Source organism: Haloarcula litorea (genome assembly GCF_029338195.1).
GTDB classification, from domain to species: domain Archaea; phylum Halobacteriota; class Halobacteria; order Halobacteriales; family Haloarculaceae; genus Haloarcula; species Haloarcula litorea.
In genome coordinates, this window is the sequence record NZ_CP119779.1 from 2,583,755 (window position 1) to 2,598,717 (window position 14,963).

Below are 14,963 nucleotides of genomic sequence, written 5' to 3' on the forward strand. Positions count from 1 at the left end.
ACCGTATCGCCCTCAGAGCCCCTGGCTCATCAGGTGCGACCGGAGGAGGTCCCCCTCCTTGCTGCCGGCGACGGGATTGACCAGGACGACGTCGTCGCCGGCCCCGAGCGCCCCGGCCGCGGCGAGCGCGCGCCCGCCGGCGACGGCGGTGCCACCGGTCGCGCCGACCTCCGGCCCCATCTCGCAGCCGTCGACGGCTCCCTGGAGGACGTCGTCGTCGTCGACGGTCGCTCCGGTGCCATCGGTGGCGCGGACGGCCGCGATCGCGGCCGCGCCGGCCGCGGGCTCGGGCACCTCCAGCGGCCCGACGATGGTGTCCGGGTGGTCGACGGCGGCGGGCGTCGACGCGCCCGACCGGACGGCGTCGGCGATGGGTGCGGCGCTGTCGGGCTGGACGGCGTAGATCCGGGGTACGGATTCGACGAGGCCGGCCTCGGCGGCGAGGGTGAAGCCGCGTTCGAGGCCGACGAGGACCTCGCCGTGGCTCGCCGGGTGGACGACGGCGTCGGGCACGCGATCGGCGAGCAGTTCGACCGCGAGGGCCATCCCGCCGGCGACGCGGAACGGGTGGCCGGGCGCGACGCCGGTGAACGACTCGTCGCTGTCGGCGAACGCGGCGACGGCGTCGTCGTAGCGCCCCTCGACGACCCGCATATCGCCGCCGTGGACGTTCACCATCGCCTTGTTGACGAACGGACACCGGGAGGGGACGAACCCCTTGGACTCGATCCCCGCCCGGGCGGCCAGCGCCGCGGCGGCCTGCGCGCCGTTGCCAGTCGAGGGGGTTCCGATCCGCTCGGCCCCCTGCTGGACGGCGGCGGTGACGGCCGGCGCGAGCACCCGGTCGGCCAGCGAGCCGGTCGGATTGCGGCCCTCGTCGGCGACCGCGATCCTGTCCACGCCGAGTTCCGCGGCCAGCGACGGGACCGACACGCGGGGCGTCCCGCCGGTCTCGATGCTCACCGCGACGTCTTCCGGGAACGGGCGGACCTCGTCGAGCGACGCGACGGCGTCGGGGTCGTAGTCGGGCGCGAGGACGCCGCCACAGTCGGGACAGCGGGTCGCGTCGGGATCGGCGGACTCGCCACACGCGGTACACCGGAGGCCGCGAAGCGCCGGGGTCGTCTCCATATCCGCCACTGGGGTCGGCACTCCCAAGTGTCGTGCGGTCTCCAGCACGCTCTTTGCGGACGCATCCGTACGCCGGGTAATGACAGACGCCGTGGTCGTCGGTGGCGGCCTCGCGGGACTCGTGGCGGCCCGCCACCTCGCCGAGTCGGGACGGGACGTGACCGTGTTCGAGGCCAGCGACCGGGTGGGTGGTCGGGTCCGGACGGTCCACGAGGACGGGTACACCTTCGACCGGGGGTTCCAGGTGCTGTTCTCGTCGTACCCGGCGGTCGAGCGCGAACTCGACGTCGAGGCGCTCGACCCCCGTCCGTTCACGCCCGGCGCGACCATCGCCCGGCCGAACCACCGCTCGGTGGTCGCCGATCCGTTCCGGTCGCCGACCGCGCTCCCGCAGACGGCGCTGAACCGCGACCTGACGCTGGGCGACAAGCTGCGGGTCGTCAAGCTCCAGCGCGACCTCGCCCGCGTCGACCCGGCGACGCTGCTGGACCGCGGCGGCTCGACGATCGCCGACTACCTCGCCGACTACGGCTTCTCCCGGAAGTTCGTCGAGCGCTTCGCCGCGCCGTTCTACGGCGGCATCACCCTCGACCGGGACCTGGGGACCGACAGCGGCGTCTTCGAGTACACGTTCAAGATGCTCAGCGACGGGGAGATATTCGTCCCCGCGAGGGGGATGCAGGCGATGCCAGAGCAGCTGGCCGACCGCGCCGTCGAGGCCGGTGCGAGCATCGAGACGGGCCGCGAGGTGACGGCCGTCGACGCCGACGGCGGCGCGGTCGCGGTAGAGGTCGACGGCGAGACCGTGACCGCGGACGGTGCCGTCGTCGCGACCGATCCGGCGACCGCGCAGGCGCTCACCGGCGTCGCGGCGATCCCCACCGAGACGCTGGGTTGTGTCACCCAGTACTTCGCGCTCCCGACGAAGAAGGCCCCCTCGATGGGTACGCGGATCGTGCTCAACGCGGCGGACGACCGGCCGAACACCGTCGCGCCGATGTCCGCCGTCGCCCCGGAGTACGCGCCCGAGGGGATGGAGCTGTACAGCGCGACGTTCCTCGGGGTCCCCGACGACGACGACGCCCTCGCCGCCGACGTACGCGAGGCACTGGGGTCGTGGTACCCTGCCGGGGGGTTCTCGGACCTCGAACTGCTCCGGACCGACCGGGTACCGCTCGCCCAGTTCGCCCAGCCGCCGGGGTTCCGCGCCGACCTCCCCGACCCGGCGGCACCCGAGGGACCGGTCGTGCTGGCGGGTGACTACACCCGGTGGTCCTCGATCCAGGGCGCGCTGGAGAGCGGTCGTGTCGCGGCAGAACTGCTCGGGTAGCGGCGGACGGCGGCTTACGCGGCCGGCCCGCCGCTACTCCTGTTTCCCTCGTGCTCGTCCTCCTCGTCGACACGCAGCACGTCGCCGACGTACTTCACCGTCGCGAAGTAGATCAGCGCTAGCGACAGCAACGTGATGGCGATGAGTGCGAGTGCAGCACCTGTCTGGACCATACCGGCGTTTCCACCGCCGCGGCTCAAATACCTACCGCTATCCGTCGCGGTTCACCGGTCACGGCCGCGTTCGCGGCCGTCTCCCGCTGTCGTCGGCCGCGTCGAGGGCCGCTCCCTTCGGTCGCGCCCCTCGCTCACAACATCCGCCGGAACTCACCGAGCTGCGGGAACGAGACCGTCTCGCGTGCGTCCTCGTCCCAGACGACGGGTTCGAGGCGATCGGCGTCCGTGACCAGCGGCGACTGGAAGTCCGCCGCCGACATCCGGTTGACCTCGACGCCGGCGTTCAGGCGGTTGAACGACGGCAGCATCACGACGTCGCCGCCGCGGTACTGGTCGCGGCCGACGAGATAGCAGGGTCGGCGCTGTCCCTCGATGTCGATGGTCGGGTGGTCGTGACCGACGACGTAGCGGTCGGCCTCTTCCTCGGGCGGCTCGTGGCCGTGGAGGACGAGGGTGTCGCCGACTCGGTGCTCGGCCGCGGTCGGTCCGTCCCACACCGAATCGAGCATCGTGTCGTGGTTGCCCGGCGTGACGAGCGGGCGAGCGCCGGCGTCCCGGCAGACCGACCGCAGGCCGGCGACGGTGTCCTCGACGGTCCGTGGCACCGTCCGGAAGGAGTGCAGGAGATCGCCGGCGACGACCGCCTCGTCGGGGTCGTGGCGTTCGACGAGGTCCCGGAACCGCTCGACCACGTCCGTCCCGGAACCGACCGGGAACGCGAGGTTCCCGCCGGTGCCGCGGCCGACGTGGAGGTCCGCGACGACGAGGGTGTCCCCGAGGACGAGCGCCCGGTCGTCGTAGGTCGGGTCCATCGCCTCCCCGTCGGGTCCACGGGCACAAATCGCTGACGACCGCGAGGGGCGGGTATTTTAACCCGCGACTCCCCACCAGAGGGTATGGTCGACCTCCTCGAGAACAAGCGGGCCGCGACGCGCTTTCGCATCCTCGTGGAGATCGCGGAGCGCCAGCCCGCGGTCAGCCAGGGGGAGATAGCGGAGGCCGTCGGCGTGACGAGTCAGGCGGTCAGCGAGTACATCCGGGAGCTGGTCGACGAGGGCCTCGTCGAGAAGGAGGGGCGGTCCCGGTACCGCGTGACCAAGGAGGGCGTCGACTGGGTGTTCCAGTCGGCGACGGATATGCGTCGCTTCGTCGAACGCGTCACCGACGACGTGCTCGGCAGCGTCCAGGAGGACGCGGCCATCGCCGAGGCCGACCTCGACGAGGGCGAGACCGTCACGCTGTCGCTCAGGGACGGGCTCCTCCACGCCAGGCCCGGGACCTCCGGCGCGACGGGCGTGACGACGACGAGCGCGGCCGACGGCGAGGTGGTCGGCGTCACCGGCTTCGAGGGCGTCATCGACCTCGACCCCGGCCACGTCAGCGTGTTGCAGGTCCCGGCGGTCCGGTCGGGTCCCGTGGAGGACACGGCGGCCATCGCCGACGCCTGCGAGGGCGTCCCCATCGTCACGGCCGCCGGCGTCGAGGCCGTCGTGGCCCTCCGAGACGCGGGCGTCGACCCGACGACGCACTTCGCGCCCGGGGAGGTCGCGGCCGACGCCGCGTCGCGGGGGCTCGACGCCGTCGTGGTCGCCACGCAGGACGCCATCGGCCGCGTCACCGACGCCCTGCGGGACGCGAACGTCGGCTACGACGTGACGCAGTGAGCAGGCTTTTCGACCCGGGGAGTCTGGACCCGGTATGGTCGACGACACAGACCTCGTCACGGCCGTCGAGGCGTTCCTCGACGAGGCCGACGCGGCGTACAGCGAGTACGAGAACGGCTACACGGACGCCGACGCCGTCCTCCGCCGGCTGGAGCCGGAGATCGAGCGGCTCCGGGACGCCGCAGGGGACTGAGCGGCGGGGCGGTCCGACCGGGGGAACAGTATTGTAGGCTCGGCGTCACTTCTCGGCCATGACCGACGTGGTCCTGGTCGACGGCGCGCGCACCGCACACGGCAAGCTCCTCGGCGCACTCGCGGACCGCTCGGCGGTCGACCTCGGCCGCGCGGCCGTCGAGGGGCTGCTCGACAGGACCGGCGTCACCACCGATCTCGTCGACTGGGTGTGTCTCGGCGAGGCCGTCCAGGCCGGCGTCGGACAGGTGCCGGCCCGACAGGTCGTCGTCGAGTCGCCGCTGCCCGACGACTGTCCCGCGACGACGGTCAACGAGGCCTCGGGCTCGGGCCTCCGCGCGATCACGAGCGCCGTCGACCGCGTCGAGGCCGGCCGGGCGTCGGTCTGTCTCGCCGGCGGGATGGAGTCGATGTCGAACGCGCCGTACCTCGTGCGGGAGCTGCGGGAGGGCCGCCGGCACGGCGACGTGACGCTCGTCGACGCGATGATCCACGACTCGCTGTGGGACGGCCAGTACGACGCCCACATGGGGACGCTGACCGAGCGCATCGCAGAGCGCTTCGACGTCTCCCGGGAGGCCCAGGACGAGTACGCGGCGCGGAGCAACCGCCGGGCCGCCGAGGCCGTCGCGACGGGGGCGTTCGACCGCGAGATCGTCCCCGTCGAGGCCAGCGTTGCGTCGAAGACGCAACGAGCGGACGGCGAAGCCGTCGACGGCGACGGCCTCGTCACCGAGGACGAGGGGCCACGCCCCGACACCACCGTCCAGGACCTCGCCACGCTCCCGCCGGCGTTCGTGGAGGGTGGCACCATCACGGCTGGCAACGCCTCGAAGCTCTCCGACGGTGCGGGCGGGGTCGTCGTCGCCGACGCCGAGACGGTCGACGAGGCGGGGGTGGGGCCGATGGCCCACGTCGAGGACTACGCCGTCGCCTACCGGGACCCCGCGGAGTTCTCGCTCGCGGTCTGTGACGCCGTCTCGGACCTGTTGGAGCGCAACGACCTCGCAGTCGCCGACGTCGACTACTTCGAACTGAACGAGGCCTTCGCCGCCCAGATGGTGTACGTCGCCGACGAACTGGGGATCCCGCCCGAGAAGCACAATCCGCTGGGCGGCGCGGTCGCGCTCGGGCATCCGATCGGGGCCAGCGGCGGCATCCTCACGACGACGCTGCTGTACGCGATGGAGCGGGCGGATCACGACAGGGGCGTGGTGGGGATGAGCGTCGGCGGCGGGGGCGCGATGGCGATGTCGGTGGTGCGCTGAGTCCGCCCGGCGGCGGCTCCCGACGCCCTCTCCGGGTCGACTCCCGGTGCGAATATGTATTCACGCGGTACCGGACCGGCCACAATACAGCGACCCATCACCTTGAGGCACGCGGCGGGGAAACCGTGGAGTGCGGTGTCAGAGGCAGGTCCCGACCCTCGGCCCGGCGCGCCCCGGCTCAGGGGGGCCGTCAGAGACAGCGGGGCCACGCTCCGGCAGTCGGGGAGTTCGACACCCCGTTCCTTCCGACCGAAGCCGCGTCCGCCTGTCGAGCCGGCGTGAGTCGGCACTGCGCTTATTGCATCGCTAACAGTAGGTTCGAGTGGGATGTCACAGCAAGTCACACAGGAGCTTGAGGTCGACGAGTACACGCTGGGACTGGTCGGCCCCGATCAGGAGTGGGCGGGGACCGTCGCGGACGGCGGCACCGTCCGGACTCACACGCCGCCGGCCTGCTGGGGGCCGATGATCACCCCGGAGTTCCGCGGCGGCCACGAGGTGACAAAGCCCATCGCCGTCGAGGGGGCCGAGGTGGGCGACGCCGTCGCCATCCACATCGAGGACGTCGAGGTGACGAGCATCGCGACCAGCACCGGGTCGATGGACGAGCGCGAGGGGGCGTTCGGCGACGACCCGTTCGTCGATCACGTCTGTCCCGAGTGCGGTGCGGCGTGGCCCGAGAGCGTCGTCGAGGGCACCGGCGAGGAGTCGATCCGGTGTGCGGAGTGCGGTGCCAACGCCTCCTCGTTCGCCTTCGAGTTCGGCGTCACGGCCGTCTTCGACGAGGACTACGAGATCGGACTGACCGTCGACGGCGAGGCGGCCCACGACCTCGCCGAGCGGGCTCACGAGGCGATGGCGCTGCCCGAGAACTCCCGGCAACACCCGATTCTGCTGTACGAACCGTCCGAGATGCCCGGGACGATGGGCCACCTCCGGCCGTTCCTCGGGAACATCGGGACGACGCCGCCGGTCGAACTGCCTGACTCCCACAACGCCGGGGACTTCGGTCAGTTCCTGATCGGTGCCGACCACGACTGGGGGCTCGACGACGAGGCCGACCTGGCCGAGCGCACCGACGGCCATATGGACATCAACGCCGTCCGCGAGGGAGCGACCCTGATCTGTCCGGTGAAGGTCGACGGCGGCGGGATCTACGTCGGCGATATGCACGCGAACCAGGGCGACGGGGAGCTCGCCCTGCACACGACTGACGTGAGCGGGTTCACGGAGTTCAGCGTCGAGGTCATCGAGGGGCTGGACATCGACGGGCCGGTGCTGTTGCCCAACGGCGAGGACCTGCCCCACATCGCGAAGCCGTTCACCGACGCGGACGTCGAACGCGGCGAGGCGCTCGGCGAGGAGTACGGCGTGGACGTCCAGACCGACGTGGGGCCGATCCAGGTCGTCGGGAGCGGTGCGACGGTCAACGACGCGACGGAGAACGCCTTCGACAGGGCCGGCGACCTGCTGGACATGAGCGAGGGCGAGGTCCGAACCCGGTGTACGTTCAGCGGCGGCGTCGAGATCGGGCGGCTCCCCGGCGTAGTCCAGCTGACGATGCTCGCGCCGATGGACCGACTCGCGGACCGCGGCCTCGCCGGCCTCGTGCGCGACCAGTACGCCCTCTGACCGCGCTCAGCCGCCCTGCATCGCCGGGTGGATGCTGAGTGTGGCGTCGGGCGGACAGTCGTCGTCGGGTGTCGCGGACGCCCCGTCGACCGCGAGTCGCACGCTGCTCGCGAGCCCGTCCCCGTCGACGAGGTGCCGCTTTGCCCGCGGATAGGCCGCGACGAAGGCGTCGACCGCGTCGGCGACCGTCCCGCCGTCGAAGTCGACGTCGACCGTCTTCTCGCCGGTGGCGCTCCGCAACTGCCCGTACACCGTGACCTCCATACGTCCGCACACGGCTGCGGGTCGTATGATTGCACCGCCGGCCCGACGTGGGAAATTCAAGGCCGAGACACCGGCGACCACGCTCCGTCCTCGCTCGACAGTGTCGGTCAAAGCGGGACCGAAGCGTCCGGAACTGATACCCCCTGACCGGACGATCGGACGGACGAGATGCCGACCACGAGACGAACCGCGCTCTCGGCCGTCCTGGCGCTCTGTGTCGTCCTCGCCGGTGTGGCTGCGGTGTGGGGGGCGGAGCAGCGGGCACTCGCCGCCGAGGCCGACCACGTCCGGGACCGGCTGGACGGCGCGACCTGCCTGACCGATGGTGGCGTGAACGAAGGTGCCGGCCCGAGCCGCTCGGCGCGCGTGACGGGGGTATCGCCCGGCGGGCTTCGCGTCTCGGTGACGCTCCCGTACGCGTACACGGTCGGAGCTGGCGACGACAGGGTGTTCGCGGACACCGCCTCGGAGGCGGTCTACGAGGTCGGCCCGCTCGGGGTCCGCCGCGTCCGCGGGACCGAGATCGACCCCTGTTGAGGGCCCCGACCGGCCGTCGGGCGGCTGAATCGGGAAGAATTATCGGCCTCGCACCCGGTGACGTAGGTGATGACAGCATTCTCCAGTCGCGTCGAGCAGGTCTCCATCTCGGGGATCCGCGAGGTCTTCGAAGCAGCCGGCGAGGACGCGATCAACCTCGGGCTCGGGCAGCCGGACTTCCCGACCCCGGACCACGCCCGCGAGGCGGCCGTCGAGGCCATCCGCGCCGGGAAGGCCGACGGCTACACGTCGAACAAAGGGACCCGCGAACTGCGGGAGGCCATCGCCGCGAAACACGCCCGTGACAACGACTTCGCGGTCGATCCCGAGGACGTCATCGCCACCTCCGGCGGCAGCGAGGCGCTGCACGTCGCGCTCGAAGCGCACGTCGACGAGGGCGAGGAAGTGATCTTCCCGGACCCCGGGTTCGTCTCCTACGACGCGCTGACGAAACTCGCCGGCGGGACGCCGAGGCCGGTCCCGCTCCGTGACGACCTGACCCTCGCGCCCGAGACCGTCGAGGAGGCGATCACCGACGAGACGGCCGCCTTCGTCGTCAACTCGCCCGCCAACCCCACGGGGGCGGTCCAGTCCCCAGAAGATATGCGCGAGTTCGCCCGCATCGCCGCCGACCACGACGTGCTCTGTGTCTCCGACGAGGTGTACGAACAGCAGGTGTTCGAGGGCGAGCACCGCTCCCCGGCGGCGTTCGACGACACCGGCAACGTCGCCGTCGTCAACGCCTGCTCGAAGGCCTACTCGATGACGGGCTGGCGGCTGGGCTGGGTGACGGCGACGAACGAACGGATCGAGCGGATGCTCCGGGTCCACCAGTACGCCCAGGCGTGTGCCTCCGCACCCGCACAGTACGCCGCCGAGGCCGCTCTGACCGGGCCACAGGAGCCGGTCGCCGAGATGCGCGCGGCCTTCGAGGAGCGCCGGGACGTCCTGCTGGAGGGGCTCGAGGAGATGGGGCTGGACTGTCCGACGCCGAAGGGCGCGTTCTACGCGATGCCGGAGGTGCCCGACGGCTGGGTCGACGAGGTCATCGAGCGCGGCGTCGTGGTCGTCCCCGGCGAGGCGTTCGGCGACCACGGCGCGGGCTACGCACGGATCTCCTACGCGACTGATATGGACTCGCTGAAGGAGGCCATCGGGATCATGGCCGAGGCGACCGAGGCCGTCCGCGACTGACCGCCCCCCGCAACACGCGCGCCGAAGGGTCATACCGGTCCAGCCCCTACGGGTGTCCGATGGACCACCTCACACCGTCGAACGTGCCGGTGTACACCACCTACGACGAGCAACAGGCCGTCTGGGACCGCTGTGTCGACCGCGGCCAGCCAGTCGTCGCCGTCCGTGCCGCGACCCGCGGCTACATCGTCCGGTACGACCTCCAGCACCTCGACTACCGCCTGACCGACGACACCGTCCAGCGCCTGCGGGACCGCGTCCGCTCGCGTCGGCCGTACCCGACCGGGACCGACCCCATCTCCGAGACGGAGGGGCTGGGCGGCGACGCCGGGCCGGTCTCCGGCGAACTCCACGCACCCAGCGAGGACGCGGCCCGCGACCTGGCCTCGCACCTCTCGGGGTTCGTCCTCGACCGGGCCAACTGGCGCGCCGACTGACCCCGTACGAGTCTTTTTGCTCCCGGCGGCCTCACTCCCGGTATGGCAGTCGCCCGACACGAGACGGGGGCGCTCGCGGCCGGCCGCGCGCTCGCCTCGCAGGTCCACCCCGTCTTCATGCTCCCGCCGCTGGCGACGTCGCTGTTCGGTGCCGTCCTCGCGGGCCGGTTCTCGCCGGCCGTCGCGGGCCTCCACGCCGCGGCGATGTTCTTCGCCGTCTACACCGCACACGTCAAGGACGGCTACGTCGACTTCCACGTCCGCGGCGAGGACGACGACCACCCGCTGACCGTCGGCGGGTGCCGGGCCGCGCTGGTCGGGGCGGCGATCGGGTTCGCGGCCTGTACGGTGGGACTGTGGCTGCTTGTCGGCCTCCGCGCGGCCCTGCTGACCGTCCCGACGTGGGTCATCGGCTACACCCACGCGCCACAGCTGGACCTGAACCCCGTCGGCGCGACGATGGGCTATCCCACGGGGATCGCGCTGGCGCTGCTGGGGGGCTACTACGCACAGGCCGCGGCGCTCGCGCCCCGCGTGCTCGGCCTCGCCGGCGTCTTCCTCGTCCTCCTGACGGGCATCAAGATCATCGACGACGAGAAGGACTACGACTACGACCGGTCGATCGACAAGCGGACCGTCGCCGTCGTCCTCGGGCCGGCGTCGGCGCGGTGGCTCGCCGTCGGCCTGCTCGTGGCGGCGATGGTCGGCGTCGTCGTCCTGACCGTCCTGTTGCCGGGGATTCCCCCGTCGGCCGCCGGCGCGGCGGTCGTGTTCGGCGTCGTCGCGGGCGTGGCCGTCCGCGCCGAGTCCGAACTGGCGACGATGCTGCTCGTGCGCGGCTCGTACCTGTTCCTCGCGGCGCTGGTGGCGGCGGTGTGGTTCCGGCCGCTGACCTGAGTCGCGCGGCCGGTCACACGCACTCGACGGTCACGTCCCGCTCCAGTTCGACCCTGACGCTGCCCCCGTCGGCGATGAGGTCGAACGTGTACCGCTCCGAGGCCGTCGAGTTCCCACAGGAGACGATCACCGTCACCGGCGCACGTTCGGCACTCTCCAGGACGTCACCGCTTCCGAGCCGGTCCGGTCCGCCCCAGGATTCGATGGACGGCGGTTCGCCGGGCTCACTCTCGGTGAGATCGTAGAACATCTCGACGTTCGTCTCGAACCGGTTCGTGAGTGTCAACAGCGTCACCTCGCTCTCGTTGCCCGAGACCGTCACCGGCTCCGCGCGGTCGATGCCCAGGTAGGCGTCCGGGTCCTCGGCGACGGCGACCTCGACCGATCGGTCGACGCTGGCGGCGCTGAATCCGGCGGTCTGGAACGGCAGCGACGCGACGATCAGTAGTGTGGCGGCGAGGAGGGCGACCGCCCGGACGGTCACCGCTCTCCCACCTCCGGCGGGTCAGCGGTGCTGCCCAGTCGGAGCTGTGCGTGGTTGAGGTAGGTGTGGACGCCGGCGGAGACGAGAAAGGCCACGACCAGGAAGAGCGCACAGGCGATGTCGGGCACGCCCGCGGCCGGCCCCAGATCGAAGCTCACGCAGGCAAGCGCGAGCAGTCCCAGCCCAGAGAGCCCGAGGTAGTAGAGGCTCCAGGGCACGTCGCCACCGGGCACCACGTCGAGGTAGACCTCCAGGTCGGAGACGGCGTCGGCCAGGGCGACGGTCTCGCGCTGGCGGTCGTACTCGACGAACCCCTGCGCGTCCATCTTGGGCAGGTGGTGCTGGTGGAGCGCGGTCTTGACGCGCTTGGCCTCGGCGGAGCTGAGCTGGTCGACGGGCTTCTCGTTCTCCCAGGCGGCGACGTGCTCCGCGAGCTCGCGGAGGTAGACGCGCCGGTCGCGCTGCTTGAGGTAGTGGAAGACGAACCGCCGGCGGTCGTTGCTCAGTATCTCGAAGACCGTGGTTTCGGAGGGTGGTTCGCTGCTACTGTTCGCCCCGTCCCCGGATACTTCGGCGGCGGTTTGACTCATAATCTACTGATCGGCTGCTTCCCCCGACGAGGTGTGGCACACACTCCCGATATAAAGTTAATAAGGCTACATATCTTCGAACCTTCTACTTACTCTATTGTCATTTCTTCCGAGCCCTCGGAGCAATCCGGTACGACCGGATTATCGGTGTGAAAAGGTCCTCTGCGAACCGCAACCGCCTGTTTCGTCGGCGCAGAGACGTGTTGCCACTGGCCGCTCGTCTATACAAAAGGGGTGATAGCACGTGGCATAGTATGAGCACACCCCGGCCGTGGTGTCGGGCGCGTGACTGGTCGTACGGGTGTGCAAACGGAGACTACAACGATGCAACGACGCAAGTTCCTGATCGGAATGGGATCGCTTGCCGCCGGCTCGGCGGCTGTAATGGGTACTGGTGCGTTTGGTGACGTGGATGCTGAGCGCAATATGTCTGGAGGTATTGTTGATGATGGGAGCGCATACTTGAGTCTCACCAGCCCCAGCAAATATTCAGAGGTTGCAAGCGATGGCGAAATCGAAATAACTCTTGATCGACTTAATGACGAGGCTGAGAATAGTTTCGATTCGGTGCTTAATGTGACGAATAATGGCACCGATCAAGTCTACGTCTGGATTGATGTGACTGCAAATGGTGACTCCGGTAATATTTACTTCTACCCCGACGGCGACGAGAACAGTAAAATATCGACAAACGCTTTTACCGCAAATAACGGCGATGTTGGTGGTTCACCGGGTAATGAGGGAGCATTTGCACTCCCTGTCGGCAATCAGCTGACTGTTGGTCTCTTCTTCGATACCAGACCTTCCTCCGGTGGTGCATTCGCAGCCGACCCCGCTTTCACTATTCACGCTGATGACACCAGTGCAAATTCCACAATTGGGACTCTGTAAAAGAATTAAAATATAATCTATTTAATATTAATAGCGTTTCGTATCTTTAACGCGATGATTGAGTTTCCCAAATTTCTTCTCGTTCGTATCTGCTAATTACGATAGCAGAGTGAGCCTGAGAAACACTTGCCTTCGGCATCGCGACTCGGCTGTGCTGTGCCCGAAGTCACGGTTGCCGACTAATCACTTGATTCTTCTGACCGGTGTGCAGTTGTTTCACCTCTCCTTCTGCACCAGTTTATTATATTTTAATATATAATATAGAATATATTATTGAATATAAATACAGTAATAATTGATCCCATTATATGACTGTGGGTACAGTAGACCGCCAATCAGCGGACGAGCAACTAGACCTGGCCCTTGACGAGTGGGCGATCGAACACTACAGCGAGAATTTCGACGTTGTGAAGACGATGTGAATCACGGGAAAGCCTGGATACCGTTTCAATCAAAATAGACTCCGGTCCGTTCCGTATCGGCGGTAACCTCCACCAACCGAAGAGTACGGTATAAATAACAATTTTTTAATAGGATGCGAAAGAGGTAATGCCGAGACGCTGGCTCCGGCTGCGCTCGTTCTTCGACAAGCAGTTCGAAACTGTCCTTGTCGGACTACTGATCCTCGCACTCCTGGGTGGCTGGCTCACCTACGGCGCTCACGTCGATCCGGGGACGACGACGGAAGAACGGGTCGCGGCCTCGTGGTCGATGTCTGCCGACTACGAGCACCAAGCGACGGTGACCGAACCGAACCCGATCTACGACACGGGGTCGAAACTGACGAACCGGTCGGTGTATCTCGCGTTCGCCGCGCCGGTGTTGAACGGGAGTTTCGTCTTCGACTACAACGCGAGTGACGGTGGCACGCTCGACGTAGCGGTCGTGGAACAGGCGGTGATGCGTTCGGTTGAACAGGATCGGGAGCGGACTACCGAAGTGTGGCGGCGGACGCGTACGCTCACGGCCGAGCGCGCCGATTCGCTCTCACCGGACGGCACGATGCGAGTCCCGTTCAGCGTCGACGTCAACCGAACGATGAACCGGACCGAACGGATCGAGGAACAACTGGGTCGACCACCCGGCGATCCGCGGATGGAGATCGTCTCGCTCGTACGCATCACCGGCACCGTCAACGGCCAGCCCGTGAACCGGACGATGGAGTACGTGCTCCCAATCGCCTTCGAATCAGCAGCCTACCGCGTCAACGCCACGGCCAGCACGCAGGAGTTCCAGAGGACGGAGACCGTCGAAGTCCCGCGCGAGCCGAGCACCCTTGAAGCCGTCGGCGGGCCCGCGCTCTTCGGCGTTGCGTTCGTCGCCCTCGCCGCGCTCGTAGTCGCGCGGACGCGCAACGACCTCGGGCTGACCGACGCCGAGCGGGAACGGCTCGTCTACGAGGACGACCGCACGGAGTTCGACGACTGGATCAACAGCATCGAGCTGCCGCCCGACGCCCGCGACCTGCCGGAGGCGCGAGCGGCGTCGCTGGGCGACCTCGTGGACTTCGCGATCGACACCGACAGCGCCGTCGTCGAGACGCCCGACGGCGAGTCGTACCACGTGGTCCACGATGGGTATCTGTACACCTACGAGCCGCCGGTGGTCCCGACGGAGCCGTCGGCCGACGACCCCGAGGTGGCCGAATCAGCGGACGGCGCGGCCGACGAGTCCGGGGGCCCCGACGACGAACCGGAGCAGTCGGGGCTGTTCGCCGGCGACGACGAGTAGCCGCCTCACCGACCGGTGACCCGACAACTGTAGGCCGCGCCCGTGGCGAACACCAGCATCCCCGCACCGACGCCGTAGAGGCTGACGCCCAGGGGCGCGTGGAGTTTCGCCGGCACGTCCCACTGGTTCGGGTACGTGGCGAGGAACAGCAGGACGGCCCCGACGCAGACCGCGGTGCCGGCGAGCGAGAGTGCGGTCATCCGGTCGCTGCCCAGCGTCATCGTCACGACGCCGAGCAGGAACAGCGGCAGGCCAAGGCCGGCCACGACGATCGCGACCTCGCGGACGGTGTAGAAGCCGCTGGTCCCGTAGGCCGCCATCGTCTCGTTCCAGAGAAACGCCAGCCAGCCGGCCACCGACAGCGCGACGCCGCCCATCGTCAGCCCCATCCCGAACACCACGTCGACCTCGGAGACCTCCTCGATGCTGCCGATGTACCGGCGGTAACAGTCCAGCATCATCCCCTTGGGATTCCCGGTCGCCATACTACCGGGACAGAAAGCCGGCTGATTTGTTATTTCGATAGTACTGACACGAAAGCTGAA

Annotated in this window: 18 protein-coding genes; 11 read left to right on the forward strand and 7 right to left on the reverse strand. The window is 68.8% G+C overall.

Annotated elements, in window-relative coordinates:
• Window positions 1-12: 12 nt before the first annotated feature.
• Window positions 13-1,131: a threonine synthase gene (locus tag P0592_RS13975; RefSeq protein ID WP_276271517.1), complete on the reverse strand. Its 1,119-nt coding sequence runs from the start codon at window positions 1,129-1,131 to the stop codon at window positions 13-15.
• A gap of 79 nt (window positions 1,132-1,210) precedes the next feature.
• On the opposite strand from P0592_RS13975, the gene P0592_RS13980 reads away from it, so the two are divergent.
• Complete coding sequence (locus P0592_RS13980; protein ID WP_276271518.1) at window positions 1,211-2,461, forward strand: NAD(P)/FAD-dependent oxidoreductase; 1,251 nt, start codon at window positions 1,211-1,213, stop codon at window positions 2,459-2,461.
• Between the two features lie 14 nt (window positions 2,462-2,475).
• Here the strand turns inward: P0592_RS13980 and P0592_RS13985 are convergent, their stop codons facing one another.
• Together P0592_RS13985 and P0592_RS13990 are read right to left on the reverse strand one after the other, a co-directional pair.
• Entirely contained in the window at window positions 2,476-2,634 is a 159-nt protein-coding gene (locus P0592_RS13985; RefSeq protein ID WP_276271519.1) for a hypothetical protein, read from the reverse strand.
• Between the two features lie 134 nt (window positions 2,635-2,768).
• Window positions 2,769-3,449, reverse strand: coding sequence for a metallophosphoesterase (locus tag P0592_RS13990; protein ID WP_276271520.1), 681 nt, complete (start codon window positions 3,447-3,449; stop codon window positions 2,769-2,771).
• 84 nt (window positions 3,450-3,533) lie between these two features.
• Here P0592_RS13990 and P0592_RS13995 point away from each other — a divergent pair, with 84 nt between their 5' ends.
• From P0592_RS13995 to P0592_RS14010, 4 genes are all read left to right on the forward strand, one after another.
• Window positions 3,534-4,301 (forward strand): DUF7839 domain-containing protein, encoded by a 768-nt coding sequence (locus tag P0592_RS13995; RefSeq protein ID WP_276271521.1) that lies wholly within the window; start codon window positions 3,534-3,536, stop codon window positions 4,299-4,301.
• 34 nt (window positions 4,302-4,335) lie between these two features.
• Window positions 4,336-4,494 carry a hypothetical protein gene (locus tag P0592_RS14000; RefSeq protein ID WP_276271522.1) on the forward strand — a complete coding sequence of 53 codons (159 nt, stop codon included), beginning with the start codon at window positions 4,336-4,338 and terminating at the stop codon, window positions 4,492-4,494.
• A 58-nt stretch (window positions 4,495-4,552) separates the two neighbouring features.
• Window positions 4,553-5,761, forward strand: a complete 1,209-nt coding sequence (locus tag P0592_RS14005) for a thiolase family protein (RefSeq protein WP_276271523.1) — start codon at window positions 4,553-4,555, stop codon at window positions 5,759-5,761.
• 327 nt (window positions 5,762-6,088) lie between these two features.
• Complete coding sequence (locus P0592_RS14010) at window positions 6,089-7,393, forward strand: acetamidase/formamidase family protein (protein WP_276271524.1); 1,305 nt, start codon at window positions 6,089-6,091, stop codon at window positions 7,391-7,393.
• Between the two features lie 6 nt (window positions 7,394-7,399).
• Here the strand turns inward: P0592_RS14010 and P0592_RS14015 are convergent, their stop codons facing one another.
• Complete coding sequence (locus P0592_RS14015) at window positions 7,400-7,657, reverse strand: MoaD/ThiS family protein (RefSeq protein WP_276271525.1); 258 nt, start codon at window positions 7,655-7,657, stop codon at window positions 7,400-7,402.
• A 168-nt stretch (window positions 7,658-7,825) separates the two neighbouring features.
• Here P0592_RS14015 and P0592_RS14020 point away from each other — a divergent pair, with 168 nt between their 5' ends.
• From P0592_RS14020 to P0592_RS14035, 4 genes are all read left to right on the forward strand, one after another.
• Window positions 7,826-8,194, forward strand: coding sequence for a hypothetical protein (locus P0592_RS14020; RefSeq protein ID WP_276271526.1), 369 nt, complete (start codon window positions 7,826-7,828; stop codon window positions 8,192-8,194).
• A 69-nt stretch (window positions 8,195-8,263) separates the two neighbouring features.
• A complete protein-coding gene (locus P0592_RS14025) occupies window positions 8,264-9,388 on the forward strand; it encodes a pyridoxal phosphate-dependent aminotransferase (RefSeq protein WP_276271527.1) in 1,125 nt (374 codons plus the stop codon).
• A 59-nt stretch (window positions 9,389-9,447) separates the two neighbouring features.
• Window positions 9,448-9,825 carry a hypothetical protein gene (locus P0592_RS14030; protein ID WP_276271528.1) on the forward strand — a complete coding sequence of 126 codons (378 nt, stop codon included), beginning with the start codon at window positions 9,448-9,450 and terminating at the stop codon, window positions 9,823-9,825.
• Window positions 9,826-9,867: 42 nt separating this feature from the next.
• On the forward strand, window positions 9,868-10,722 hold the full coding sequence (locus P0592_RS14035; RefSeq protein WP_276271529.1) for a UbiA family prenyltransferase: 855 nt from the start codon (window positions 9,868-9,870) through the stop codon (window positions 10,720-10,722).
• Between the two features lie 13 nt (window positions 10,723-10,735).
• Here the strand turns inward: P0592_RS14035 and P0592_RS14040 are convergent, their stop codons facing one another.
• Together P0592_RS14040 and P0592_RS14045 are read right to left on the reverse strand one after the other, a co-directional pair.
• Window positions 10,736-11,206, reverse strand: a complete 471-nt coding sequence (locus P0592_RS14040) for a hypothetical protein (RefSeq protein WP_276271530.1) — start codon at window positions 11,204-11,206, stop codon at window positions 10,736-10,738.
• Complete coding sequence (locus P0592_RS14045) at window positions 11,203-11,796, reverse strand: DUF7344 domain-containing protein (RefSeq protein ID WP_276271531.1); 594 nt, start codon at window positions 11,794-11,796, stop codon at window positions 11,203-11,205. The genes P0592_RS14040 and P0592_RS14045 overlap by 4 nt, the downstream gene beginning before the upstream one ends.
• A 324-nt stretch (window positions 11,797-12,120) precedes the next feature.
• Here P0592_RS14045 and P0592_RS14050 point away from each other — a divergent pair, with 324 nt between their 5' ends.
• Together P0592_RS14050 and P0592_RS14055 are read left to right on the forward strand one after the other, a co-directional pair.
• Window positions 12,121-12,687, forward strand: coding sequence for a hypothetical protein (locus tag P0592_RS14050; RefSeq protein ID WP_276271532.1), 567 nt, complete (start codon window positions 12,121-12,123; stop codon window positions 12,685-12,687).
• A 549-nt stretch (window positions 12,688-13,236) separates the two neighbouring features.
• On the forward strand, window positions 13,237-14,418 hold the full coding sequence (locus P0592_RS14055) for a DUF5305 domain-containing protein (RefSeq protein ID WP_276271533.1): 1,182 nt from the start codon (window positions 13,237-13,239) through the stop codon (window positions 14,416-14,418).
• 5 nt (window positions 14,419-14,423) lie between these two features.
• On the opposite strand, the gene P0592_RS14060 is transcribed toward P0592_RS14055, so the two are convergent.
• Window positions 14,424-14,903 carry a cell division protein CdpA domain-containing protein gene (locus tag P0592_RS14060; RefSeq protein ID WP_276271534.1) on the reverse strand — a complete coding sequence of 160 codons (480 nt, stop codon included), beginning with the start codon at window positions 14,901-14,903 and terminating at the stop codon, window positions 14,424-14,426.
• Window positions 14,904-14,963 lie beyond the last annotated feature (60 nt).

Bases quoted from the DNA above. Each gene is read 5' to 3' on its own strand.
- P0592_RS13975 (WP_276271517.1), bottom strand. From the start codon at position 1,131: ATGGAGACGACCCCGGCGCTTCGCGGCCTCCGGTGTACCGCGTGTGGC.
- P0592_RS13980 (WP_276271518.1), top strand. From the start codon at position 1,211: ATGACAGACGCCGTGGTCGTCGGTGGCGGCCTCGCGGGACTCGTGGCG.
- P0592_RS13985 (WP_276271519.1), bottom strand. From the start codon at position 2,634: ATGGTCCAGACAGGTGCTGCACTCGCACTCATCGCCATCACGTTGCTG.
- P0592_RS13990 (WP_276271520.1), bottom strand. From the start codon at position 3,449: ATGGACCCGACCTACGACGACCGGGCGCTCGTCCTCGGGGACACCCTC.
- P0592_RS13995 (WP_276271521.1), top strand. From the start codon at position 3,534: ATGGTCGACCTCCTCGAGAACAAGCGGGCCGCGACGCGCTTTCGCATC.
- P0592_RS14000 (WP_276271522.1), top strand. From the start codon at position 4,336: ATGGTCGACGACACAGACCTCGTCACGGCCGTCGAGGCGTTCCTCGAC.
- P0592_RS14005 (WP_276271523.1), top strand. From the start codon at position 4,553: ATGACCGACGTGGTCCTGGTCGACGGCGCGCGCACCGCACACGGCAAG.
- P0592_RS14010 (WP_276271524.1), top strand. From the start codon at position 6,089: ATGTCACAGCAAGTCACACAGGAGCTTGAGGTCGACGAGTACACGCTG.
- P0592_RS14015 (WP_276271525.1), bottom strand. From the start codon at position 7,657: ATGGAGGTCACGGTGTACGGGCAGTTGCGGAGCGCCACCGGCGAGAAG.
- P0592_RS14020 (WP_276271526.1), top strand. From the start codon at position 7,826: ATGCCGACCACGAGACGAACCGCGCTCTCGGCCGTCCTGGCGCTCTGT.
- P0592_RS14025 (WP_276271527.1), top strand. From the start codon at position 8,264: ATGACAGCATTCTCCAGTCGCGTCGAGCAGGTCTCCATCTCGGGGATC.
- P0592_RS14030 (WP_276271528.1), top strand. From the start codon at position 9,448: ATGGACCACCTCACACCGTCGAACGTGCCGGTGTACACCACCTACGAC.
- P0592_RS14035 (WP_276271529.1), top strand. From the start codon at position 9,868: ATGGCAGTCGCCCGACACGAGACGGGGGCGCTCGCGGCCGGCCGCGCG.
- P0592_RS14045 (WP_276271531.1), bottom strand. From the start codon at position 11,796: ATGAGTCAAACCGCCGCCGAAGTATCCGGGGACGGGGCGAACAGTAGC.
- P0592_RS14050 (WP_276271532.1), top strand. From the start codon at position 12,121: ATGCAACGACGCAAGTTCCTGATCGGAATGGGATCGCTTGCCGCCGGC.
- P0592_RS14055 (WP_276271533.1), top strand. From the start codon at position 13,237: ATGCCGAGACGCTGGCTCCGGCTGCGCTCGTTCTTCGACAAGCAGTTC.
- P0592_RS14060 (WP_276271534.1), bottom strand. From the start codon at position 14,903: ATGGCGACCGGGAATCCCAAGGGGATGATGCTGGACTGTTACCGCCGG.